The organism is Ornithinimicrobium carbonis (genome assembly GCF_050703245.1).
Taxonomy (GTDB): domain Bacteria; phylum Actinomycetota; class Actinomycetes; order Actinomycetales; family Dermatophilaceae; genus Ornithinicoccus.
Map to the genome: position 1 here is coordinate 1,728,897 of NZ_CP192647.1, position 22,434 is coordinate 1,751,330.

Genomic DNA, 22,434 nt, shown 5'->3' on the forward strand with positions numbered 1-22,434 from the left:
GTCTGTCACCGGGTGCGCCGGGGCCGACCCGTGGCTACCGTGACGGGATGAGCGATCAGCAGAGCACCGGAGGGGCCGAGGAGGCCGAGGCCCGTCAGCAGGCCGCCGACTACGTCGTCGAGCGCACCGAGAGCTGGGACGAGGGCGCCCGTCCAGAGACGGTCCGCGAGGACCTCGAGGAGGGCATGGCCCAGGCCGAGGTGGACGTGGAGGAGGGTGAGCTGGACCGGATGGCCCAGGAGATCCACGACGACGGCAGCGCAGAGACCCCCGACGTGGGGTGAGCGGACGCCTGCGCGTCCTGCTCCTGGCCGACACGCACGTGCCCGGGCGGGCCCGCGAGCTGCCGGCCCGGGTCTGGGACGAGGTGGACCGTGCCGACGTCGTGGTCCACGCCGGCGACTGGGTCGAGCCGGCGCTGCTCGACGAGCTCGGGTCGCGGGCCCGACGGCTGGTGGCCGTCCACGGCAACAACGACGGGGCCGAGCTGCGCCGTCGTCTCCCCGAGGTGGCGCGGGCGGACCTGGGGGGCGTGCGGTGGGGCGTGGTCCACGAGACCGGTGCCCGGGCGGGACGCGAGAGGCGGGCGCGTGCGGCATACCCCGACCTGGACGTGCTGGTCTTCGGGCACAGCCACATCCCGTGGGACACCACCGCCGAGGGTCTGCGCCTGCTCAACCCGGGGTCGCCGACGGACCGGCGCCGCCAGCCGTTCTGCACGTACATGACGTGCGAGGTCGGCGACGGCGTGCTCGGTAAGGTCGTGCTGCACCGGCTGCCGCCGAGGAGGTGAGCATGGACTGGCTGGCCCCCTCGCTGGCCGTCCTGGGCGTCGGCGGCGTCGTCCTGGCGCTCGTCAGCGGGCCGCTGGAACGCTGGGTCCCCGTCAGCGAGCCCCTCGTCGCCCTCGCGGCGGGCGTGCTGGTGGGGCCGGCCGCCCTCGGGCTCGTCCGCCTCGAGCAGGAGCTGGTCGACGTCCTCCTGCTGGAGGGCAGCCGGGTCCTGCTCGCCGCCTCGGTCATGGCGGCCGCGCTGCGCTACCCGTGGGAGAGCCTGCGCGGCCTGCTGCGACCCACGGTCGTGCTGCTCGCCGTGGTCATGCCGCTCGCCGCCCTGGCGACGGCGGCCTCGGCGCTGGTGCTGGCCGTACCGGTGTCCCTCGCCCTCCTCGTCGGGGCCTGCCTCGCTCCGACCGACCCCGTCCTGGCCGCCGCCGTGGTCAGCGGCGAGCCCGCGGAGCGGACCCTGCCGCACCGCGTCCGTGCCCTGCTCACCCTCGAGAGCGGCGCCAACGACGGGCTGGGCGTCGTGCTCGTGGTCGTGCTCGTCGCCGTGGTCCTGCCCGCGCAGGGGGTGGTCCACGCCCTCGGCCTCGTGGCCTGGGAGGTGGGTGCAGGGCTGGCGGTCGGCGGGCTGGTGGGATGGCTGGCCGGCCTGGGGCTGAGCCACGCGGACCGGCACGACGACGTGGGCGAGGGGCCGGAGCTGGTGTACACCCTGCTGCTCGCGGTCGGCGTCCTCGGGGGTCGCCCGCACGGTCGAGGCGGCCGGGGTGCTGGCCGTCTTCGTCGCGGGCCTGGTCTACAACCGCTTCGCCGGGAGCAGCCCACGGGAGAAGCAGGACGCGGTCGACGAGGGCATCAACAAGTATGCGGTGCTGCCTCTGGTCGCGGTGCTCGGCGCCGTCCTGCCGTGGGGGACGTGGGCCGACTGGGGATGGCGGGCCGCCGTCTTCGCCGGTCTGGTGCTGCTCCTGCGGCGGCTGCCGGTCCTGCTGGCCCTGCGCCGGCCGCTGGGGGTCGCGGCGCACCAGGCCGGCTTCATGGGGTTCTTCGGGCCGATGGGGGTGAGCGCGCTGTTCTACCTGGCGCACGCGCGGCACGAAGGGGTCCACGACCCGGCGCTGTGGGGCGCGGTGACGCTCGCGGTGGCGGTGAGCGTGGTGGTCTTCGGGCTCACCGGGGCGCCGGGTCGCAGGGCCTACGCACGGCGTCACGGTCACGAGGGGGACGTGGAGCAGCAGCCCTCGCCGGCGGTCTGAGGGGTCCCGTGGCCGTCGGCCGTCGAGGTTGGCGGTGAGCGCCCGTCGAGGGGACGGCACGGTGCCCGTCGGGGTGCCCGGCCAGGTGGGCAGCCGTACGGTGGGGGGTATGACACACGACGACGACCAGGCACCGGTGGACGACCGCGAGGGCGAGGAGACGACGGAGCGTCACGACGAGGCTGGTGCCGGGAGCGGCACGGTCTCGGAGGGTGGGTCCGGGGCGCTCAACCCGGACACCTCGCTCGGAGGGGCCGACAGCGTGCCGGACACCCCTGACATCAACACCGCGGTGAGCGACGAGGTCAGTGCTGAGGAGCCCGGCCGGGACGGCTGACCCGACCCGTCCGGTCGCCCCCGCGACGGCGACCGACCCCCTCCGGGGGAATGGGCGGGGTCGGTCGCGCGTTGGCCACGACATACCCCCATGGGGTATACATCAGGATCGACCTCGACCGAGGAGACGTGGACGGCATGGACGAGCACCAGCTGACGGACGGGCCCGCGAAGCACGACGGGCGCGCAGCGCACGGCAGGCACGAGGGCCACGGCCCGCACGAGGGTCGGGACGGACAGGGGGCCCGCCAGGAGCGCGGCGGCCACGAGGGCCATGAGGGGGCTGCCGGTCACGAGGGCCACGGTGGCCACGGTGGCCATGAGGGGCACGGCGGCCACGAGGACCACGTCGCGATGTTCCGGCGGCTCTTCTGGATCATGCTGGCGCTGGCCGTCCCGACGGTGCTGACCAGCATGATGTTCGCGGACCTGCTGGGGTACCAGCTGCCCGACGTGCCCGGGGTGCGCTGGGTCGCGCCGGTGCTGGGCACGATCATGTACGTCTGGGGCGGCCGGCCCTTCTACACCGGCGCGATCGAGGAGCTCAGGCAGCGCCGGCCCGGCATGATGCTGCTCGTCGGGATGGCGATCACCGTCGCCTTCGTCTCCTCGATGGCGGCCAGCCTCGGCCTCCTCCCGCACGACCTGGAGTTCTGGTGGGAGCTGGCGCTGCTGATCGTCATCATGCTCCTGGGCCACTGGATCGAGATGCGCTCCCTGGCGCAGACGTCCTCGGCGCTGGAGTCGCTGGCGGCCCTCCTGCCCGACGAGACGGAGAAGGTCGAGGGCGACTCGACCGTCACCGTGTCCCCGGCCGACCTCGAGGTGGACGACGTCGTCGTGGTCCGACCCGGTGCCCGGGTGCCGGCGGACGGAGAGGTGGTCGACGGCGAGGCGGCCCTGGACGAGTCGATGATCACCGGTGAGTCCACGACCGTGCGGCGCGGCGTGGGTGACACCGTCGTGGCCGGCACCGTCGCGACCGACTCCGCCCTGCGGGTGCGGATCACCGCCGTCGGCGACGACACGGCCCTGGCCGGGATCCAGCGCATGGTCGCCGACGCGCAGAGCTCCACGACGCGGGCCCAGCGGCTCGCCGACCGGGCCGCCGGGTGGCTGTTCTGGTTCGCCCTGGCCGCCGCCGTCCTGGCCGCCGTGGTCTGGCTGAGCGTGTCCACGCCCAACACCGCCCTGATCCGGGTCATCACGGTGCTGGTCATCGCCTGCCCCCACGCCCTGGGACTGGCCATCCCGCTGGTGGTCTCCATCACCACCGAGCGCGCCGCCAAGGGCGGGGTCCTCATCAAGGACCGGATGGCGCTGGAGCGCACCCGTGTCGTGGACACCGTGCTGTTCGACAAGACCGGGACGCTGACCCGGGGCGAGCCGGCCGTCGGGCACGTCGTCGCCGCCGGGGGCCAGTCCGGGTCCGGGACGTCCGGGGGCGCGCTGTCCGAGGACGAGGTGGTCGCGCTGGCGGCCGCCGTCGAGGCCGACAGCGAGCACCCGCTGGCCCGGGCGATCGTCCGGGCCGCCGAGGACCGCGGCCTGACGGTGCCGCGGGCGAGCGACTTCTCCTCGGCCCCGGCCGTCGGGGTCACCGGCACCGTCGACGGGAGCAGGGTGCGGGTCGGCGGACCCTACCTGCTGGAGGAGGAGGGGCTGGCGCCGCTCGACGCCTCCCGGGAGTGGGGCGAGCAGGGCTCGACCGTGCTCCACGTCGTCCGGGACGGACAGGTGGTCGGCGCCCTCGCCGTCGCCGACGAGGTCCGCGAGGAGTCCCGCGAGGCCGTCGACACGCTGCACCACCTGGGGATCCAGGTCGTCATGATCACCGGTGACGCCGAGCCGGTCGCGCGGGCCGTCGCCGAGGAGCTGGGGATCGACGAGGTCCTCGCCGGCGTGCGTCCCGAGCACAAGGCGGACAAGGTCAAGGCCCTGCAGGAGCAGGGGCGGACCGTCGCGATGGTCGGCGACGGCGTCAACGACGCCCCCGCGCTGGCGCAGGCCGACGTCGGCATCGCCATCGGGGCGGGGACGGACGTCGCGATCGCCTCGGCGGGCGTGGTCCTGGCCAGCGACGACCCGCGGTCGGTCCTCTCGGTCATCCAGCTCTCCCGGGCCGGCTACCGGAAGATGAAGCAGAACCTGTGGTGGGCCGCCGGCTACAACATCGTGGCCGTCCCGCTCGCCGCGGGGGTCCTGGCCCCGGTCGGGTTCGTGATGCCGATGGCCATCGGTGCGCTGCTGATGTCGGCCTCGACGGTCGTGGTGGCGCTCAACGCCCAGCTGCTGCGCCGCCTGGTGCTCACGCCGGAGGCCAGCGCCCGGGCCCTGCGGGAGCAGGACCCCGTGCCGCAGCACGGACGTACGGCCGCCGACGTCGAGGACCAGCCGTCGGCCCCCGAGCCGGTGGGGACCTCCCGCGGCTGACGGGCGCGGGCCGGCGCCGCGCCACGCGACTCGCCGCGACCCGCGCAGCGGCCACCGCGGGCCGGCACCGCGACCACGACACCACCGCCGCCGACCGGGGACCCCCCGGTCGGCGGTGCTGGTCACCCGGTCAGGAAGTCCAGCCGGACCGTCCGGTCGTGGTTGTCCACGTTGAGGTCGACCAGGCAGATGCTCTGCCAGGTGCCCAGTGCGAGCTGGCCGTCCTGCACCGGCACCGTCGCGTAGGGCGGCACGATCGCCGGCATCACGTGCGACCGCCCGTGGCCGTGCGAACCGTGCCGGTGGCGCCACCTGTCGTCCGCCGGCAGCAGGTCCTCGAGCGCGGCCAGCAGGTCGTCGTCGGACCCCGCCCCCGTCTCGATGATCGCCAGGCCGGCCGTGGCGTGCGGGACGAACACGTGCAGGAGCCCGTCGCCCCCGTCCCGGACGAAGTCCGCGCACTCGCTGGTGAGATCGAGCACGACGTCCTCGCCGCCCGTGCGGACCTGCAGGTGGGTGGTCTTCATGGGTGCACCTCCGGCGTCATGTCCCCATCCTGCGGTCCCGGCCCCCACGGCACCACCCGGAGGCCCCGGAGGTCGTCGGCGGTAGCCGGGTGCGCGGCACGGGGCCGGCGCACGAGATCGCCGCGCACACGACATACCCCGCGGCCGCTGCGGTCTGCGAGGCTGGACCCGTGACCGACACCGCCCCTGCCCCCGCCGACCCCGCGAGCACGGGGGAGCGGCACCTCGCCCTGGTCCGTCGTCCCGGACCCCGGCTCGCCGACGGGCTGATCACGCACATCGACCGGCAGCCGGCGGACGCTGAGCTGGCGGTGCGGCAGTGGGAGGCCTACGTCGACGCGCTCCACGCAAACGGGTGGCGGACGGTGGAGGTCGCGCCGGCCGACGAGTGCGCGGACGCGGTGTTCGTCGAGGACACGGTCGTCGTGCACGGCGACCTCGCCGTGCTGACCCGGCCCGGTGCCCCGTCCCGGCGGGCCGAGGTGGACGCGGTCGAGCAGGCCGTCGTCGAGGCGGGCTACCGGGTGGCCCGGATCGAGGAGCCCGGCACGCTCGAGGGCGGTGACGTGCTGAAGTTCGGCAGCACCGTGTGGGTCGGCCTGGGCGGGCGCAGCAACGAGGAGGGTATGCGGCAGCTCGCCGCCCACCTCGAGCCCGCCGGGGTGCAGGTCGTCGGGGTGCCCGTCTCCCGTGTGCTGCACCTCAAGAGCGGGGTGACGGCGCTGCCGGACGGCACCGTGGTGGGGTTCGAGCCGCTCGTCGACGACCCGTCGGTGTGGTCCGGTGGCGCGGACCCGACGCGGGGTGGCGACAAGACGGACGAGGACGGCGGCGGGCACGGTGACGGCGGGGGGGGTGGTGGCGACGGTGGGGGCTTCCTCCCGGTGCCGGAGGAGTCGGGGGCGCACGTCGTGCTGCTGGGCGGTGACCGGGTGCTCATGGCGGCCGACGCTCCGCGGTCGGCGCAGTTGTTCCGCGACCGGGGGTACGCGGTGACCGAGGTCGACATCAGCGAGTTCACCAAGCTCGAGGGCTGCGTGACCTGCCTGTCGGTGCGGCTGCGGGGGTAGGGCAGGACCGCCTGGCGGTCGACCCTGCGACCCCCAGGCTGGTTCGAACGGGTGTGTCAGTGGGGGGTGCTTGGGTGGGGGTATGTCGTTCTTGTGGGGTGGGGCAGCGGGGGTGGTGGAGGAGGTCCACGACGCGGGCGACGTCGTGCCGGAGCCGGTGTCGGAGCGGGAGCGGCTGTTCGTCGCGGGGGTGATGGCGCAGCAGGACGTGCAGGCGCGGGAGTGTGAGGATCAGGCGGGGGCGGGGTACTGGGAGCTGCTGGCCGACATCGAGGAGACGCTGGCGGCGGAGGCGGGCGGGGACGGCGGCTGGGGCGTCCCGGGCGGGTTGGCCTCGCAGGAGCTGGCCGCGGGGTTGGACCTGGCGCTGGTGGGGCTGGACCGGGCCGCGGTGGGTCCGCAGGGTGTGGTGGGGGTGTTCGACCCGTCCTTGGTCGAGGGTCTGGAGGCGGCCGGTCGGGTGCGTGCCCGGGTGGATGCACTGGTGGTGACGTTGGCGGTGGAGGCGCAGCGGCGGGGGTTGCCGGGCGCGGTGGGGATGGGTCTGGTGGACTGGGTACGGGTGCGTTGCCCGTGGCTCTCGGGCGCGGAGGCGGCGCATCTGCGGGCGGTGTGGTGGCGCGGCCGGTCAGTACTGGGGTGCTCCGGTGCTGCAGGCCGTGATCGAGGGGCGGGCGGGGTTGGCTCGGGCGGGCCGGGTGGCGGCCACCCTGTCCCGGGTGGTGCCGGGGTTGGACGTGGACCAGGGGCAGGCGTACGCGCAGATCGCGACCGGCGCCGCGTGTGATGGGGGGATCAGCGAGCGGGACCTGGGGCGGGTGTGCCAGAAGCTGCTGGTGGACCTGCTGGAGGAGGCGCCCCGGGAGGCCGAGCAGCAGACGGCGGAGGGGTTGCGGTGCGTGTCCCGGCGGCGGGTGGGTCCGGGGTTGGTGCGCTACGTCCTGGACGCCCCGGACGCCGACGCGGTTCTGATCGACGGGGTGCTGGACGGGCCGCTGGCCGCGCCCGATCCCGCCCGGCACGCCGACGACCACGGCGACAACCACGACAACGACGGTGGCGGTGGCGACGGTGGCGGGTCGGGACACGGTGACTGCGGTGTCCCGGGGCGGGTCGAGGGGGAGGGTGGCGGTGCTGGCGGTGCTGACCGGGACCCGCGGTCGGTGGGGCAGCGGCGTTACGACGCGGTGCTGATGGTGCTCACGCGGGGGTTGGGCAACCCGGGGGCGCCACCGTCGACGGGCCGCGCCAGCGTGATCCTGACGGTGGCGGCGGACCCGGACACGGGTCGTCCGCGGGGGGCGGCGTTCGCGCAGGCCGGTGATGCGGGGCTGGACGCGGGGCAGGCAGGCCGGTACGCGTGCCTGGGCGACGTGACCCCGGTGGTGCTGGCCCCCACGGGGGAGCCGTTGCGGCTGGGTCGCACGGTGCGATTGGCCACGCCGGGACAGTTCAAGGCGTTGCTGGTCCGGGACGGGGGGTGCACGTTCCCGGGGTGCTCGGTGCCCGGGTCGTGGTGCGAGGCCCACCACCTGGTGTGGTGGTGCCGCGGCGGGGGCACCGACATCGAGCTGCTGGTCCTGCTGTGCGGGCGGCACCACAAGAGGGTCCACCAGAAGGACCTCATGGCCACCGTCACCGGTGGCACCACCACCTGGCACGTCTAGCGACCCCGCCCCGCTCCCGGCCCCACCCGGCCGGGAACACCAACACGCCCGGCGGACGGCACGAACGCCCGGACGGTGGACGCGCCGGATCGGATGGATCGGTGGAGTCCTCCTGCTTGTCGAGCGAACCTTGCTGCCCAAGGATGGCCGGATGAGCGACGGACGGGCCGATGGTGGCGGCGGGGCAGGAGATCAACCGCACGACGACGTGGACGGTCACAGGTGGCTCGTCGTGAACGGCCGGCGATGGCGACGACAGGATCCCGGCCTGCCCGTCGAGGTGGCCGAGCGACTGCTGTCGCACCTGGGGCGTGGCCGGTCCGGGGTACGGAACGCGCGGCGGACGGGTAAGGACCCCGCCCCGTGGCGACGCCGGGTGAACCTGGCCAAGCACGGGCTGGGAGAACGAGGCACCCCCTGGTGGGAGCAGGACGAGCACGAGCGGAGCGAGCGTTGGCGGGTAGCCCTCGAGCGTCTGGACGAGCTGGACGCGCCGGACGCGCCGGACGAGGTGGACGCGCCGGATTCGACCTGACCGTCTCAGAGGCGGGCGGCCAGCTCGGTGCCCTGCCGGATCGCGCGCTCGGCGTCCAGCTCCGCCGCGACGTCCGCGCCGCCGATGACGTGCGCCCGTGGCAGGGCGTCGACCAGCTCGCGCACGGAGTCCTGACCCGCGCACAGGACGACGTGGTCGACGGCCAGGACGTGGGGCCGGCCCTCGACGGTGACGTGCAGCCCCTCGTCGTCGACCCGGTCGTAGGTCACCCCGGTCACCTGGTGGACGCCGGCGTCGCGGAGGTTGAGCCGGTGGGCCCACCCCGACGTCTTGCCGAGCGCCGCCCCGATCCTGGTCTCCTTGCGCTGCAGGAGCCAGACCTCCCGCGCCGGCTCGGGCAGGTCCTTGGGCACCAGGCCGCCGCGGTGCTGCGCCGGGTCCGCGACGCCCCAGCGCGCCATCCACCCGGCCAGGTCGGTCTCGACGTGGGTGAGGAAGTGGGACACGTCCACCCCGATCCCGCCGGCCCCGACCACCGCGACGCGGGGCCCCGGGACGACGCGGCCGGCGAGGACGTCGGCGTAGGTGACCACCGAGGGGTGGTCGACGCCGCGGAGCTGCGGGACACGGGGGCGGACGCCGGTGGCGAGGACCACGTCGTCGAACCCGGCGAGGTCCTCCGCCGACGCCCGCGTGGCGAGCCGCACGTCCACGCCGAGCACCTCCAGCCGGCGCCGGTAGTAGCGCAGCGTCTCGGCGAAGTCGTCCTTGCCCGGCACCCGCATCGCCAGACGGAACTGGCCGCCGAGCTCCTCGTCGGCCTCGAACAGGGTCACCCGGTGCCCGCGCTCGGCCGTGGCCGTCGCGGCCGCGAGCCCCGCTGGCCCCGCGCCGACCACGGCGACTCTGCGCGGGCGGGGGGCGGCGGTGAGCACCAGCTCGGTCTCCCGCCCCGCACGGGGGTTGACCAGGCAGGAGGCGCGCTTCCCCACGAAGATGCGGTCCAGGCAGGCCTGGTTGCACGCGATGCAGGTGTTGATCTCCTCCGCCCTGCCCTCGGCCGCCTTCACCACGAAGTCGGGGTCGGCCAGCAGCGGGCGGGCCATCGACACCAGGTCGGCGCTCCCGTCGGCCAGCAGCGTCTCGGCCATCTGCGGGGCGTTGATCCGGTTGGAGGCCATCACCGGCACCGACACCTCGGCCCGCAACCGAGCCGTCAGGCCGGTCCACGCCCCCCGGGGCACCTGCGTGATGATCGTGGGGATCCGCGCCTCGTGCCACCCGATCCCGGTGTTGAGCACGGAGACGCCGGCCTCCTGCAGCAGGTGGGCCAGCTCGACCACCTCGTCCCACGTCTGACCGCCCTCGACGAGGTCGATCAGCGAGATCCGGTAGAGGACGAGGAAGTCCTCACCGACCGCGTCGCGCACGGCCCGCGCCACCTCGACCGCGAAGCGCATCCTGCCCCTGGCGTCCCCGCCCCACTGGTCGGTGCGCCGGTTGGTGCGCGCCGCGAGGAACTGGTTGAGGAGGTAGCCCTCCGACCCCATGATCTCCACGCCGTCGTACCCCGCCCGGTGCGCCAGCCGCGCGGAACGGGCGAACGCGGAGACGGTGCGGCGCACCGACATCGAAGACATCGCACGCGCCGAGAACGGGGTGATGGGGGACTTCGAGGCGGACGCAGAGACGGCGAGGGGGGAGTAGGCGTACCGACCGGCGTGCAGGAGCTGCAGGGCGATCTGGGCGCCGTGCTCGTGGACCGCGTCGGTGACGACCTGGTGCCGGCGGGCGGTGACCGGGTCGCTGAACTGGGCGCCGAACGGGGTCAGCCGTCCGCGCAGCGTCGGCGCGTAGCCCCCGGTGACGATGAGGCCCACGCCGCCGGCGGCCCGCTCGGCGTAGTACGCGACGAGCTCGTCCCGCAGCCAGGGGCGGTCCTCCAGGCCGGTGTGCATCGACCCCATGACCACCCGGTTGCGCAGCCGGCCCCCCGGCACCTCGAGCGGGGAGAGCAGGTGGGGGTATGCCGTCGCGGCCGGCCCTGAGGCGTGCGGGGCAGGTCCCCTGCCGGGGCCGGGGGTGGACGGCGTCGTGGTCACGAGACGATGTTACCGGCCGGTCACCCTCCGGTCGGGTCCTCGTCCGGGACGTGCTCGACGTCGAAGGCGTCGGCCCCCAGGATCCCCGCGAACCGGTCGATCTCCTGCGGCAGCCGCTCCTCCCAGATGTTGACGACCCCCCTGCGGCGCAGCTGCGCCGGGACGGACCTCGGGGGTGGCAGGAGCCGGTCCCGCAGCAGGACCGTGCGGGTCTGACGGCGGCCGTCGGTGGTCACGGCGACGTCCACCCGGGAGAACTCGTCCCGGGGGACGAACGTGATGAAGGAGGCGGCGTCGGCGACGTGGGTCGGGCGCATCGAGGTCGACTCCAGGCCCACGACCAGCGCGCAGCGGTGCCGCAGCGGATAGACCGCGGGCTCGATCGACGGTGGCGGCCACATCACGACCCTCGAGGCCCGGGTGTGCAGCACCTCGTCCCACGGGTCGTCGTCGAGGTCGTACCCGTCCACGACGGCCACCGTGGGCCGGCGGCTCTCCATCGTCTCAGCGAAGTCGGCCGCGGCCGTGGCTCCTCCGTGCACGCTCAGGTCCAAGACGCGCATCCGGGCGTCGAGCCAGGCGTCGTGCAGGTCGCTCTCCATGAGGGCGGCCGCGGACAGGCCCAGGCCTCCGGCGGCCACGTCCAGGAGCAGCTCCTCGCGGGAGCGAAGGGTCGAGGCCAGGACGGTGCGCCACGACTCGCCCGCCGCCCAGGCGGCGATCCGACCCAGGACCTGGGCCCGGAGCTGCGCCGGGGCGGCCACCACGGTGGTGGTCCCCACCACCAGCCCGCCGCCGAGGAGGTCGAGCAGCGGCCACCCGGTGCCGATGTGGACCCGGCCGCGGCGCACCGCCGCCCGCAGCTGCGCCAGGCTGGGCACCGGGGCGAGCTCGCCGTCCATCCGCGATCCCGGGGGCCCGTCCGCACCCTCGCCCGGCCCCCCGGATCCCGCACGGCCCAGCCCCTCGTCACCCATCTGGTCATTGTGGCAGCAGGCACCGACGGTCAGCCGAAGGCTGACGCCTCCACCACGGCCTCACCCCGCTCGACCGCCTCGACGACCCGCTCGGCCACGACGGCCGGCTCCAGGCCCTGGGGGAGCCGGGGCGCGGTGCCCGAGAGCGCCCGACCCACCAGGCCGGTCTCGGTGTGCGGCACGCGCAGGTCCACCACGGAGACGCCGCTGCGGCGCAGCTCCGTCCCCAGCGCCCGGTCGGCCGCCGCCAGGGCCGCCTTGCTCGCGCCGTAGGCGGCCATCCCGGCGGTCGGCCGGTCGGCGACGACCCCGGAGATCTGGGCGACGAAGCCGTCGGTCTCCACGAGCAGCGGGAGCACCCGGCGCAGGAGCCACAGCGGCCCCACCACGTTGGTCAGGAAGAGCTCCTCCACCACCTCGTCCGGGGTGTCCACCAGCGGCCCGAAGGCCACCACGCCGGCCGCGTTGACCAGGCCGTCCAGCCGGCCGGGTCCCGACCGCACGTGCTCGACGAGACGGTCGCCCAGGCCGGCGTCGGTCAGGTCCCCCACGAGGACCGAGCTCGAGGGCAGGTCGCGCGTCGCCGCGGCGAGCCGTTCCTCGTCGCGGCCCACGCCGACAACGGTGGCCCCGCGGGAGGCGAGGACCTGGCAGATCTGGCTGCCCAGCACTCCCGAGGCGCCCAGCACCGCGACCTGGGAGCCCGACAACGACCTGTGCGACATGGTGCCTCCGGCGACGTGCGAGAATAGTGTCTGTCCAATCTACGTCAAAGGTGTGTCTCATGCACGTGTCACCCCTCGTCCGGGTCCAGACCGCCCTGGGTTCGGCCCTGCGCTCGCGCGTCGCCGGTGACGACGCCCAGGAGCGTGCCCGTCTCATCTGGCAGACGCCGGGGGAGCGGTGGTTCACCCCGCAGGACCCGGTCTGGCGGGTGCACGCCGACGCGGCGATGTTCCCCGGCGGCGTCAGCGCCCTCCTCCTGCAGATGCTGCACCCGATGGCCATGGCCGGCGTCGCCGGGCACTCCGGCTACCGCTCCGACCCCTGGGGGCGCCTGCAGCGGACCAGCACCTACCTGGCGGCCACGACCTTCGGCACCGTCGAGCACGCCCGCGCCACGATCGGGCAGGTGCGTGCGGTGCACGAGCGGGTCCGGGGCAAGGACGCCTTCGGTCGTCCCTACCGCGCCAGCGACCCGCACCTGCTGATGTGGGTCCACGTCGCCGAGGCCGTCTCCTTCCTGCGGGCCTTCCAGGCGTATGCCGCCGCCCCCCTCACGGCGGAGGAGGCGGACGCCTACGTGGCCCAGGCGGGCGTCTCCGCCGGCCTCCTCGGCGTGGTCGACCCGCCAGGCTCCGTCGCCGAGCTGCACGCCGTGCTCGAGGGCTTCCGGCCCGAGCTGGAGACGACCTCGGCCGCGCAGGAGGCCGCCCGGTTCCTGCTGGCCGAGCCGCCGCTGCCCCGGGCCTCTCGGCCCGGCTACTGGGCGATCGCCGCCGGCGGGGTCGCCCTGCTCGAGCCGTGGGCCCGGGAGATGCTGGACCTGCCCTCCTCCCCGCTGCTGTCCCGTTCGCTCCTGCGACCGGTGGGGCGGGTCAGCACGGCCGGGGTCCGCTGGGCGATGGCGGGCGTGGACGACTCGAGGCAGCCCGCGGCGTGAGCCCCGAGCGGGTCGCCCCGCACGGACCCGCCGGGCGGCTTCCATGAGCCCGGGTCACGCACTGGGTTCTGCTCCACCCCGACGACGAGGAGCTGGTGCGCCGGCAGTGGCGGGCCCTGGAGGAGGCCGGGGTGCCTTCCCTGGCCCGGCACCGGGGGACGACCCACCGGCCGCACCTGACCCTCGTGAGCGGCGGGCAGCCCGACGCCGCCGCCGTGCTCGACCTGGCGAGGGCGGTGCTTCTTCCCCCGCTGCCGCTGACGGCCTCCGTCGCAGGTCCCGTGCTCCTCGGCGGCCGCCGCTCGAGCCTCGCCCACCGCCTGCAGGTGCCCGAGGCGTTGCGAGTCGCCAGGGAGCTGCTCGTCGCACGCTGGCCCGGTGCCGACCGGCGGCCCTGGGTGCCGCACGTGAGCCTGACCCGGCGCACGCACAAGCGCCACCTCTTCGCGGCGCTGACGGCGCTCCGTCCTCCAGGGCCGGACGTCCGTCTCGTCGAGGTGAGGTGGTGGGACCCGGAGACGGGCACCGTCACGCACCTGTGACACAGCAGCGGCGCCCCGGCCGGAGCGCCGCTGCCGCGCGCGTCACCAGCCGTGCGGGACGACCACGGCGCGCGCCGTGAGCTCACCCTCCTGCAGCTTGCGGTAGGCGTCCAGGGCGTCGTCGAGCGTGTAGCGCTCCACGATCGGGGTGATCTGGCCGAGGCGGTACATCGCGGCCACGTCGTGCAGGTCCTCGATCGTGCCCCAGTAGGTCGAGGAGAGGTTGACCTCGTAGGGGACGGTGAAGAAGTTCCACGGGAACGTCCCGCCGCCGATGCCGACGACGGTCAGGGAGCCCTGCTGGGCCACGGTGGCACCGGCGAGCTTGAGGGTGGAGTCGACCCCGACCATGTCGAAGACCGCGTCCACGCCGCGCCCGCCGGTGAGCTCCTTGATCCGTTCGGCCTGGTCGTCCCCACCGGGCACGGTGACCGCGCCGTACTCCTCCGCCTGGGCCATCGCCTCGGGCTTGAGGTCGGTGGCGATGACCTGGGCCCCGGTGAGGGCCTTGAGGATCTGCACGCCGACCAGACCCAGGCCGCCCAGCCCGACGACGAGGGCGCTGCGGTCGCCACCGGCCAGGTGCGGCAGGGCCCGCTTGATCGCGTGGTACGGCGTCAGCCCGGCGTCGGCGAGCGGAGCGGCGTCGATCGGGTCGGCGTCCCCCAGCGGCACGAGGTTGCGGGCGGGCGCGACCAGGTACTCCGCCATCCCGCCGTCGCGCCCGAGGCCCATCGCGGCATACCCGACCTCCTGCGGCTGGGCGCAGTAGGTGTCCTGACCGCGCGAGCAGGCCCGGCAGCGGCCGCAGCCCACGGGCCCGTAGACCAGGTAGGCCGCACCCTTCTCGAAGCCGGTGACGCCGGGGCCGACCTTCTCGACCCAGCCGGAGTTCTCGTGACCGAGCACGAACGGCGGCGTCAGCAGGCCGGTGGGGTCCTCCTCGAACTCGTGGAAGAGCCCCACGTCGGAGTGGCAGGCGCCGGCGCCCGCGACCTTGAGGAGGACCTCCCCGGGTCCGGGGCTGGGACGCTCCACGTCCTTCAGGACGGGAAAGGTCTTGTACCCCTCGAAGACGACTGCGCGCACGACGGCCTCCTGCTGGTTCAGAACGGCCGGCGCGAGGGCTCGTGTGACCAGTCGCTGAAGACCGGTCGTCCTAGCCTGAAGTGTAGTGATCGACCGGGACCGCCCGTAGGCCGGTGGCGTCCACGAGCAGCAGCAGGTCGCTCTCCGGGACGGCCGCCACCGCCTCGGCCAGCTCCTCGAGCGAGGGACGCTCCGGCGGGGCGGCCCGGGGCAGCCAGAGCTGGACGTCGGCGCCCGTGCGGTCGGCCAGGTCCGACAGCTCGGCAGGGGACAGGCTCCCGACGAGCAGGATCGTGCGGCGTCCGTGGGCGTCGGCCGCGGCCGGGGTATGCCGTGATCCGGCCGGGGCGGCCCAGGCGGGCGCCCCGTCGGTCCGGGCGGCGAGCTCCGCGGCCCGGGCGGCCTCCGCGGCCGGTGCGCGCCGCTCGAGCTCGGCCCGGTCGGCCCGGAAGACCGTCCAGTGGTAGGCCGACAGCAGGGACGTGGTCGCCAGGATGCCGAGGGCGAACCGGATGCTGCGCATGGTCTCGGTGTCGATCCCGCCGGCGAGCGCGTCCTCGAGGATCAGGTAGACGAGCGTGATGAGGGCGATCACCGCGGCGACGCCGGAGACGCCGAAGAGGACCAGCAGGTAGGTCCGTCGGGTGGGGGAGGCCAGCTCGCCCGCCGGGTCGGCGACCCGGGCGCGCTGCGCGAGCCGCCAGTGCCACCACCACACCGGCAGGCCGACGGCGAGCAGGACGAGGGCGGCCAGCAGGGCGTTGAGGGCGCTGCCCCCGACGACGAGGTCGCTGCCGGCGGCGATCGCCTCGACGAGCGTGACGATGACCATCACCAGTCCCGCGGACGCGGCCAGCAGGCCGATCGCGGCCATGACGTACTCGTAGACCCGGCGCACCTCGGTGCGGGCCGCAGCACGACCGGCGCCGAGGACCTCCTGGTGGTACCACCACACGAGCAGGCCGACCACGACCGCACCGGCCAGGTCGGGCGCGGCGGCGAAGTGGTCGCGGGCGGTCGTGGCGCTGGGGTCCCCCAGGAGCCAGACCAGCACGTCGTAGCCCAGCACGCTCAGCGCGACGATCGCGGTGAGCAGCCCGCCGCCCACCCCGGCGAGCAGGACGAGCACCAGCCACCCGGTGGTGCGCGGCCCCCGGGCCACGTCCAGCACCCAGTAGACGCCCCAGACGAGCGCGCCGACCACGAAGGTGACGGCGGGACGCAGGAGGCCGTCGACGCTGCTGCCGACGATCGACTCGCCCGCGAGCCCGGTCAGCAGGTCCAGGCTCGCCGCGACGAGCGCGCCGAGCCCGGCGGCCGCGGTCGCCAGCCCCACCAGGGAGCCCAGCAGGGCGAGCGGGTGCAGGTGGCTGCGCGGGGTGCCCCGCCTGCCCCACCAGTGGTGCCCGGCCCACACCAGCGTCCAGACGACGGCGGTCGCCAGGCTGCCGCTGCGGTAGGCATCCACGCCCAGCAGCATCGTCAGGGTCTGGTGCCAGCCGACCATCGCGACGACGAGCGAGACCAGGCCGACCAGGGTCAGGTATGCCGCCCAGCCGAGCGAGCGCAGCTCGCGGGGGTCGGCGCCGGCCCGGCGGACCGTCCACCACGCCAGCAGGGCCCACAGGGGCAGCGCGATGAGGGTGAAGGCCAGCTGGAGCGCCAGTCCGGTGTCGTCGCCGACGAGCACCGGGTCCGGGTCGAACAGCCGGCCCAGGAGGCCGGCGACACCCGCGGCGGCGGCGAACAGCAGCCCGGCGAGCAGCAGGAACTGGAAGAAGCGGCGCACCGACTGGCCGCCCCCCTCGGGGGCCTGCGGGTCGGGCTGCCCGGAACGCCGTCGCACGGCCATGACGACGGCGACGACGATCCCGGCGAGGACGGCCAGCGGGAGGAACGAGCCGAGGATGCCGAGGATCATGGCCGCACCCCTTCGGGGAGGTTGCAGTTGAACATCGGCCACGGGGCGCCCGTGATGACCCACCCGCCCCCTGGGTCGGCCAGCCGGAACACCTCCTCCTGCGTCCACTCGCTCCCGCCGAACGGGGCGCTGTCGGTGTGCACCAGCTCGATCCGGACCGTCGCGCTGTCTCCGTCGACGTCGGTGGAGCGCAGCACCACCCGGGCGTCCCGCTCCAGGAAGGCCATCTCCAGGTCCTCCACGGTGCACTCGCCGTCCGGGTCCAGGTGGGCGGCCGCGGCGTCCAGGTCACGGGCAAAGACGTCGGTGACGTACTGCTGGACCACCGCCTCCGGAGATCCTTCCGGCAGCTCGGCCCGCGGCCGGTTCGCCGAGAGCACCCCGGCGACCACCGCCAGGAGCACCAGCACCGCCACAGCGATCGCGAGGACCTTCCCGGCCCGACCGTTCATACCCCCAGCGTCCCACCGCGCTGACCTGCGGTACAGCGTTGCGGGTGTGACCTGGGACACGGTGCGGGAGGCGCCTGCCCGCACCGGGTCGAGGGGCGGGGACGAGCCGCGCGCGGCCCCGGTCGTGGTGCCGGCCCGACTCAGCCCACGGCTGCGATCGGCGCGCCCGCGGACGTGCCCGAGCCGTCCCGCTTGTCGTTGGTCTCGGGCAGGTCGACCGGGACGCCGTTGCCCGAGGCCGCCCGCGGCGGGGCGGTCCCGGCCCAGGCGAGCACCAGGGCGTCCTCGCCGCGCAGGAACCGGTGGCAGCGCACGCCGCCGGTGGCCCGGCCCTTGGAGGGGTAGGCCCACATGTCGGTCACCTTGACCGAACCGGTCTGGGTCCCGGGCGGTGTTCCGGCGCTGCCGGCGACGGTGACGAGGACGTTCTCCTGTCCCGGCTCGACGACGCTGAAGGAGACGACCGAGGCGCCGGGGGAGACCTTGACCCCGGCCACGCCGCCGCCGGTGCGGCCCTGCGGCCGCACCCCGGAGGCGGGGTAGTGCAGCAGGTGGGCGTCGGAGGTGACGAACACCAGGGACTCCTGGCCGGTGGCCAGCTCCACGGCGCCGACGACCCGGTCGCCGTCCCTCAGCGCGATCACCTCGAACGCGTCCTTGTTGCCCGGGTAGTCGGGGTTGACCCGCTTGACCACGCCCTGGGCGGTGCCGAGGGCCAGCCCCGGGCCCTCACCGGTGAGGGTGCACAGCGTCAGCGCCCTCTCGTCCGGCGGCAGGTCGACGAACGCGCTCAGCGGGACCCCGCCGGACAGCGACGGTGCGTCCGCCGTGGGCGGCACGGTCGGCAGCTCGACGACGGACAGCCTCACGACCCGCCCGGCGGAGGTGACCAGCCCCACCTCGCCACGGGCCGTGGCCAGCACCTCGGCCACGATCACGTCGTGCTTGGACCGGCGTCCGCCGGTGCCCAGCGGTTCGTCGGTCGTGGTGCGCGCCAGCAGCCCGGTGGAGGACAGCAGCACCCGGCACGGGTCGTCGGCCACCTCCAGCCCGGCCCCTCCCCGGGCGGCCTGCGCGCCCGCGCCGGCCGACGGCATACCGACCTGCCCGTCCGACTCGAGCAGGACGGTGCGGCGAGGGGTGCCGTGCACCTTGGCGACCTCGGCCAGCTCGTCGGAGACCTCGCGCCGCAGCAGCGCCTCGTCGGCCAGCAGCGCCTGCAGCAGCTCGATCTCGCGCAGCAGGTCGTCGCGCTCGGACTCCAGCTCGATCCGGGAGAACTTCGTCAGCCGGCGCAGCTGCAGGTCCAGGATGTGGTTGGCCTGGATCTCGGACAGGTCGAAGACCTGCATGAGCCGGGTGCGGGCGGTGGCCACGTCCTCGGCCGCGCGGATGAGCTGGATGACCTCGTCGATGTCCAGGATCGCGACCAGCAGACCCTCGACCAGGTGCAGCCGGTCCTGCTTCTTCCCCAGGCGGTGGGCGGTGCGGCGGCGCACGACGTCGGTGCGGAAGTCGACGTAGACCTGGAGGAGCTCCTTCAGGCCCAGCGTGCGCGGCTGGCCGTCGACCAGCGCGACGTTGTTGATGCCGAAGGACTCCTCCATCGGCGTCATCCGGTAGAGCTGCTCGAGCACCGCCTCGGGGTTGAACCCGGTCTTGATCTCGATGACCAGGTGCAGGCCCTTGGTCCGGTCGGTGAGGTCGACGATGTCGGAGATGCCCTGCAGCTTCTTGGACTGGACCAGCTGCTTGACCTTCTCGATGACCTTCTCCGGGCCCACGAGGTAGGGCAGGTCGGTGACGACGATGCCCTTCTTGCGCGGGGTGACGTTCTCGATCCGCGCGGTGGCCCGGGTGCGGAAGGAGCCGCGGCCGCTCTCGTAGGCGTCCCGGATCCCCTCCAGCCCCACGATCCGTCCGCCCAGCGGCAGGTCCGGCCCGGGCACGAAGCGCATGAGCGCCTCCAGGTCGGCCTCCGGGTCGGCGATGAGGTGCCGGGCGGCACCGACGACCTCGACGAGGTTGTGCGGGGGCATGTTCGTGGCCATGCCGACGGCGATGCCGGAGGCGCCGTTGACGAGCAGGTTGGGAAACGCCGCCGGCAGCACCTCGGGCTGGTAGAGCTGGTCGTCGTAGTTGGGGACGTAGTCGACGGTGCTCTCGTCCAGGCTGGCCGTCATCAGCAGCGCCGCCGGCGCCATCCGTGCCTCGGTGTAGCGGCTCGCGGCCGGCCCGTCGTCCAGCGAGCCGAAGTTGCCGTGCCCGTCGACCAGCGGCAGCCGCATCGTGAACGGCTGGGCCATGCGCACCATCGCGTCGTAGATCGCGGTGTCGCCGTGCGGGTGGTACTTGCCCATGACCTCGCCGACCACCCGCGAGCACTTCACGTGCGGCTTGTCCGGGCGCAGCCCCAGCTCGTCCATCGCGAAGAGGATCCGCCGCTGCACCGGCTTGAGGCCGTCCCGCGCGTCGGGCAGGGCCCGGGAGTAGATCACCGAGTAGGCGTACTCCAGGAAGGCGCCCTCCATCTCCGCCTGGACGTCGATCTCGACGATCTTCTCCTCGACGTCGAACAGGTCGCTCTCCTGCGGGCGCTTGCGACGGGCCATGGGGGTGCGGGCGCTCCTTGCTCTGCCGCGTCCGGCGGCGGGGTGGTCCGGGACCGCCCCAGGGTATGCGGTGCGCGCGGGCGGGCCACGCAGGCGCGGCCCGGCGGGGTGGGTGCGGCCCAGCCCGGCGACCGCCCGGTCGGCACGAGGGGCCACCGCTGTGCACCCGCGAGGAGTTCTCGACGGACCCTTGTCCGGCCCTCGCGGGCGGAGTACCGTGCGACGGAGCAGGCAGCGGCGGTCGGGGCACGCCGGGTGCCGGTGGTCGTGGTGACGATGCGGGGGGCGCGCAGCGGGATGCTGCGCCGGGTGCCGCCCGCTCAGACCAGGTGGTCGCGCTGCCGCTGACCGCGCCTCGTCCGGCCGTCCGGGTCAGCTCCCGGGTGGCCCTCCGCCGGTCCCGCCCGGCGCGAACCGGCACCGACGCACCACACCTCGCCCGTGGACGACGCGCGGCGCCGGTCCCGGGCCAGTCCGAAAGGACGCTCCGATGCCACGACGCCACCGAATCCTCAGCACCGCCCTGGTCACCGGCGCGCTCACCGCCGTCCTGGCCGCACCGGCGGGAGCCCAGGTGGTCGACCGCTACTCGTTCGACTTCTACGACGAAGGCACCATGACCGACTTCTGCGGCGTGGACGAACTCGCGCCCACCTACACCGTCACGCAGGAGAGCACCGGTTTCCTCCGCGAGCAGGGCCGCGACAAGCTCTGGTACTTCCACGACCGGATCAGGGCGGTGCAGACCTTCACCTGGAACGGCATGACCGTCACCGACATCCAGCCGAACACCCTGGTGAAGGACCTGGAGGTCGTCGACAACGGCGACGGCACGGTGACCGTCACCATCCTGCTGACCGGGGGCAGCCGGCTCGTCGGCAACGACGGCAAGCTGCTCGCCAAGAACGACGAGCAGGTGCGGGAGCAGATCGTCTTCGACACCGTGGCCGGTGAGGTGATCAGCTCAGAAATCATCTTCGGGTCGACCGGCACCAACGACGACTTCTGCGAGGCGATCCTGGAGCACTGGGGTCTCTGAACGCCGGATCCGGCGTCCTCGGACGCCGGCCTCACGGAACTCCGCAGGTCGATGGTCCACCCGCGCAGCCGGGCCCGTGACGTCGGCCACCCGGCTCGGCGACGTCAGCCACCCGGCGGTGGTCAGTACACCTAGGCTGTCGCGGTGTCCCGACGCGCGAGCCTGCTGACGATCCTCGCGGTCGTCCTCGTCGCGCTGAACCTGCGCGGGGCGATCGCCGCGGTGCCCCCGGTGCTGGAGGACCTGCAGGCCGCGGTGGGCCTGACCACCGCGCAGGCCGCGCTGATGACGAGCCTGCCCGTGCTGCTCTTCGCCCTCGCCGCGCCGCTGGCCGCGCGGCTGGGGCGGCGGCTCGGCCCGGGGCGTGCGGTGCTCGTCGGTCTGGCGCTCATCGGGGCCGGCACCCTCGTCCGGGTGGTCGGCGGGCCGCTCGTGCTGCTCCTGGGGACCGCGGTGGTCGGGCTGGGGATCACCGTGGGCAACGTGCTCGTGCCGGTCGTCATCAAGCGGGACCTGCCCGGCCACGCCAGCCGGGTCACCGGCTTCTTCACCGCCACCCTCGCCGTCGGCGCGGCCCTGACGTCGGCGCTGACGGTGCCGGTCGCCCAGCTGCTGGGGTGGCGCGCCGCCCTGGCGCTGTGGGTCGTGCTCGTGCCGGTGGCCGCGGTGGGCTGGTGGCGCCACGTCGTCCGGCGGGAGCGCGGACCCGTGGGAGGACCAGCCCCGGGAGCGGAGCACGCCCGGTACGCGTCGCGGGCCCCCGGCCCGTCGCACACACCTCCCCCCTCCGCGCGCGACGACCGCTTCGTGTGGCGGCTGCCGATCGCCTGGGCCCTGGCGGTCGTGCTGGGCTGCCAGTCGGCGCTCTACTACTCCCTCACCACCTGGCTGCCGACGATCCTCGTCGACCGGGCGGGGGTGACGCACGCGGTCGGGGGGACGGCCATGGCGCTGTACCAGATCACCGCGATCCCCACGGCGCTGACGATCGCCAACGTCGCGCGCCTGCGCCCGCGCCAGGGCTGGATCGGGGTGCTCATCGGGGTCGCGTGGACCGTCATGGTCGCCGGTCTGCTCCTCGCGCCCGGAGCCTGGCCGCTGTGGGCCGTCGTCGGCGGGCTGGCGCAGGGCGCGGGGTTCACCTACGCCCTGACGCTCATCGTCCTGCGGGGGCGTGACGAGCACGTCGTGCGCGCCCTCAACGCGATGGGGCAGTTCGTCGGCTACACGATCGGGGCGGCCGGGCCGTTCGCGGTGGGGTGGCTCGCGCAGACCACCGGCGGATGGACCGCCCCGGGCCTGCTGCTCGTCGGGCTGGCGGTGGCGCTGGGTGCCAGCAGCCTGGTCGCCGGGCGCGACGTCGTGGTCGAGCCTGCGCCGTCCCGCGCGACCTGACGCGTCCGGGCCGGAGGGCTGGCCCGGTCGCGGTCGTCGGGCGCGAGACCACCCCTCCGGCCCGGACCGGCT

At 74.5% G+C, this 22,434-nt stretch carries 21 protein-coding genes and 1 pseudogene; 14 read left to right on the forward strand and 8 right to left on the reverse strand.

Annotated elements, in window-relative coordinates; translation table 11 throughout:
* Nucleotides 1–47 precede the first annotated feature (47 nt).
* The 6 genes and pseudogenes from ACQ95T_RS08650 (at nucleotide 48) to ACQ95T_RS08675 (ending at nucleotide 4,810) form a co-directional block, all read left to right on the forward strand.
* Nucleotides 48–284: a hypothetical protein gene (locus tag ACQ95T_RS08650; RefSeq protein ID WP_425942804.1), complete on the forward strand. Its 237-nt coding sequence runs from the start codon at nucleotides 48–50 to the stop codon at nucleotides 282–284.
* Entirely contained in the window at nucleotides 281–793 is a 513-nt protein-coding gene (locus ACQ95T_RS08655; RefSeq protein WP_425942803.1) for a metallophosphoesterase family protein, read from the forward strand. Before ACQ95T_RS08650 ends, ACQ95T_RS08655 begins: the two co-directional genes overlap by 4 nt.
* A 2-nt stretch (nucleotides 794–795) precedes the next feature.
* A pseudogene (locus ACQ95T_RS08660) lies at nucleotides 796–1,404 on the forward strand (cation:proton antiporter); the annotation flags it as partial.
* 148 nt (nucleotides 1,405–1,552) lie between these two features.
* The gene (locus ACQ95T_RS08665; RefSeq protein WP_431473753.1) at nucleotides 1,553–2,041 is read left to right on the forward strand and encodes a cation:proton antiporter; all 489 of its coding nucleotides are present in this window, start codon (nucleotides 1,553–1,555) and stop codon (nucleotides 2,039–2,041) included.
* Between the two features lie 109 nt (nucleotides 2,042–2,150).
* Nucleotides 2,151–2,378: a hypothetical protein gene (locus ACQ95T_RS08670; RefSeq protein WP_425942801.1), complete on the forward strand. Its 228-nt coding sequence runs from the start codon at nucleotides 2,151–2,153 to the stop codon at nucleotides 2,376–2,378.
* Nucleotides 2,379–2,515: 137 nt separating this feature from the next.
* Nucleotides 2,516–4,810: a heavy metal translocating P-type ATPase gene (locus ACQ95T_RS08675; RefSeq protein WP_425942800.1), complete on the forward strand. Its 2,295-nt coding sequence runs from the start codon at nucleotides 2,516–2,518 to the stop codon at nucleotides 4,808–4,810.
* 122 nt (nucleotides 4,811–4,932) lie between these two features.
* Here ACQ95T_RS08675 and ACQ95T_RS08680 read toward each other — a convergent pair whose 3' ends face one another.
* Nucleotides 4,933–5,337: a secondary thiamine-phosphate synthase enzyme YjbQ gene (locus ACQ95T_RS08680; protein WP_425942799.1), complete on the reverse strand. Its 405-nt coding sequence runs from the start codon at nucleotides 5,335–5,337 to the stop codon at nucleotides 4,933–4,935.
* 170 nt (nucleotides 5,338–5,507) lie between these two features.
* Between ACQ95T_RS08680 and ACQ95T_RS08685 the strand changes: the two genes are divergently transcribed.
* The 4 genes from ACQ95T_RS08685 to ACQ95T_RS08700 all read left to right on the forward strand — a co-directional run bounded on the left by ACQ95T_RS08685 (nucleotide 5,508) and on the right by ACQ95T_RS08700 (nucleotide 8,609).
* The gene (locus tag ACQ95T_RS08685; protein WP_431473754.1) at nucleotides 5,508–6,407 is read left to right on the forward strand and encodes a dimethylarginine dimethylaminohydrolase family protein; all 900 of its coding nucleotides are present in this window, start codon (nucleotides 5,508–5,510) and stop codon (nucleotides 6,405–6,407) included.
* Nucleotides 6,408–6,489: 82 nt separating this feature from the next.
* A complete protein-coding gene (locus ACQ95T_RS08690) occupies nucleotides 6,490–7,194 on the forward strand; it encodes a hypothetical protein (RefSeq protein ID WP_431473755.1) in 705 nt (234 codons plus the stop codon).
* Complete coding sequence (locus tag ACQ95T_RS08695) at nucleotides 7,106–8,074, forward strand: DUF222 domain-containing protein (protein ID WP_431473809.1); 969 nt, start codon at nucleotides 7,106–7,108, stop codon at nucleotides 8,072–8,074. Before ACQ95T_RS08690 ends, ACQ95T_RS08695 begins: the two co-directional genes overlap by 89 nt.
* Before the next feature lie 151 nt (nucleotides 8,075–8,225).
* A complete protein-coding gene (locus ACQ95T_RS08700; RefSeq protein ID WP_425942796.1) occupies nucleotides 8,226–8,609 on the forward strand; it encodes a 2-polyprenylphenol hydroxylase in 384 nt (127 codons plus the stop codon).
* Nucleotides 8,610–8,614: 5 nt separating this feature from the next.
* Here the strand turns inward: ACQ95T_RS08700 and ACQ95T_RS08705 are convergent, their stop codons facing one another.
* From ACQ95T_RS08705 to ACQ95T_RS08715, 3 genes are all read right to left on the reverse strand, one after another.
* Nucleotides 8,615–10,570, reverse strand: a complete 1,956-nt coding sequence (locus ACQ95T_RS08705) for an FAD-dependent oxidoreductase (protein ID WP_431473810.1) — start codon at nucleotides 10,568–10,570, stop codon at nucleotides 8,615–8,617.
* A gap of 122 nt (nucleotides 10,571–10,692) precedes the next feature.
* Nucleotides 10,693–11,649, reverse strand: coding sequence for a hypothetical protein (locus ACQ95T_RS08710; RefSeq protein ID WP_425942795.1), 957 nt, complete (start codon nucleotides 11,647–11,649; stop codon nucleotides 10,693–10,695).
* 29 nt (nucleotides 11,650–11,678) lie between these two features.
* Nucleotides 11,679–12,374 carry an SDR family NAD(P)-dependent oxidoreductase gene (locus ACQ95T_RS08715; protein ID WP_425942794.1) on the reverse strand — a complete coding sequence of 232 codons (696 nt, stop codon included), beginning with the start codon at nucleotides 12,372–12,374 and terminating at the stop codon, nucleotides 11,679–11,681.
* Nucleotides 12,375–12,433: 59 nt separating this feature from the next.
* Between ACQ95T_RS08715 and ACQ95T_RS08720 the strand changes: the two genes are divergently transcribed.
* Nucleotides 12,434–13,312 (forward strand): oxygenase MpaB family protein, encoded by an 879-nt coding sequence (locus tag ACQ95T_RS08720; RefSeq protein WP_425942793.1) that lies wholly within the window; start codon nucleotides 12,434–12,436, stop codon nucleotides 13,310–13,312.
* Nucleotides 13,313–13,407: 95 nt separating this feature from the next.
* Nucleotides 13,408–13,854: a 2'-5' RNA ligase family protein gene (locus ACQ95T_RS08725; protein WP_431473756.1), complete on the forward strand. Its 447-nt coding sequence runs from the start codon at nucleotides 13,408–13,410 to the stop codon at nucleotides 13,852–13,854.
* 42 nt (nucleotides 13,855–13,896) lie between these two features.
* On the opposite strand, the gene ACQ95T_RS08730 is transcribed toward ACQ95T_RS08725, so the two are convergent.
* The 4 genes from ACQ95T_RS08730 to ACQ95T_RS08745 all read right to left on the reverse strand — a co-directional run bounded on the left by ACQ95T_RS08730 (nucleotide 13,897) and on the right by ACQ95T_RS08745 (nucleotide 19,928).
* Complete coding sequence (locus ACQ95T_RS08730) at nucleotides 13,897–14,943, reverse strand: NAD(P)-dependent alcohol dehydrogenase (protein WP_425942791.1); 1,047 nt, start codon at nucleotides 14,941–14,943, stop codon at nucleotides 13,897–13,899.
* Nucleotides 14,944–15,013: 70 nt separating this feature from the next.
* Nucleotides 15,014–16,864 carry a DUF5671 domain-containing protein gene (locus tag ACQ95T_RS08735; RefSeq protein ID WP_425942790.1) on the reverse strand — a complete coding sequence of 617 codons (1,851 nt, stop codon included), beginning with the start codon at nucleotides 16,862–16,864 and terminating at the stop codon, nucleotides 15,014–15,016.
* The gene (locus ACQ95T_RS08740; protein ID WP_425942789.1) at nucleotides 16,861–17,316 is read right to left on the reverse strand and encodes a nuclear transport factor 2 family protein; all 456 of its coding nucleotides are present in this window, start codon (nucleotides 17,314–17,316) and stop codon (nucleotides 16,861–16,863) included. The genes ACQ95T_RS08735 and ACQ95T_RS08740 overlap by 4 nt, the downstream gene beginning before the upstream one ends.
* 140 nt (nucleotides 17,317–17,456) lie before the next feature.
* Entirely contained in the window at nucleotides 17,457–19,928 is a 2,472-nt protein-coding gene (locus ACQ95T_RS08745) for a DNA gyrase/topoisomerase IV subunit A (protein ID WP_425942788.1), read from the reverse strand.
* Nucleotides 19,929–20,418: 490 nt separating this feature from the next.
* Here ACQ95T_RS08745 and ACQ95T_RS08750 point away from each other — a divergent pair, with 490 nt between their 5' ends.
* Complete coding sequence (locus tag ACQ95T_RS08750) at nucleotides 20,419–20,967, forward strand: hypothetical protein (RefSeq protein WP_425942787.1); 549 nt, start codon at nucleotides 20,419–20,421, stop codon at nucleotides 20,965–20,967.
* A 144-nt stretch (nucleotides 20,968–21,111) separates the two neighbouring features.
* The gene (locus tag ACQ95T_RS08755) at nucleotides 21,112–22,362 is read left to right on the forward strand and encodes an MFS transporter (RefSeq protein WP_425942786.1); all 1,251 of its coding nucleotides are present in this window, start codon (nucleotides 21,112–21,114) and stop codon (nucleotides 22,360–22,362) included.
* Nucleotides 22,363–22,434 lie beyond the last annotated feature (72 nt).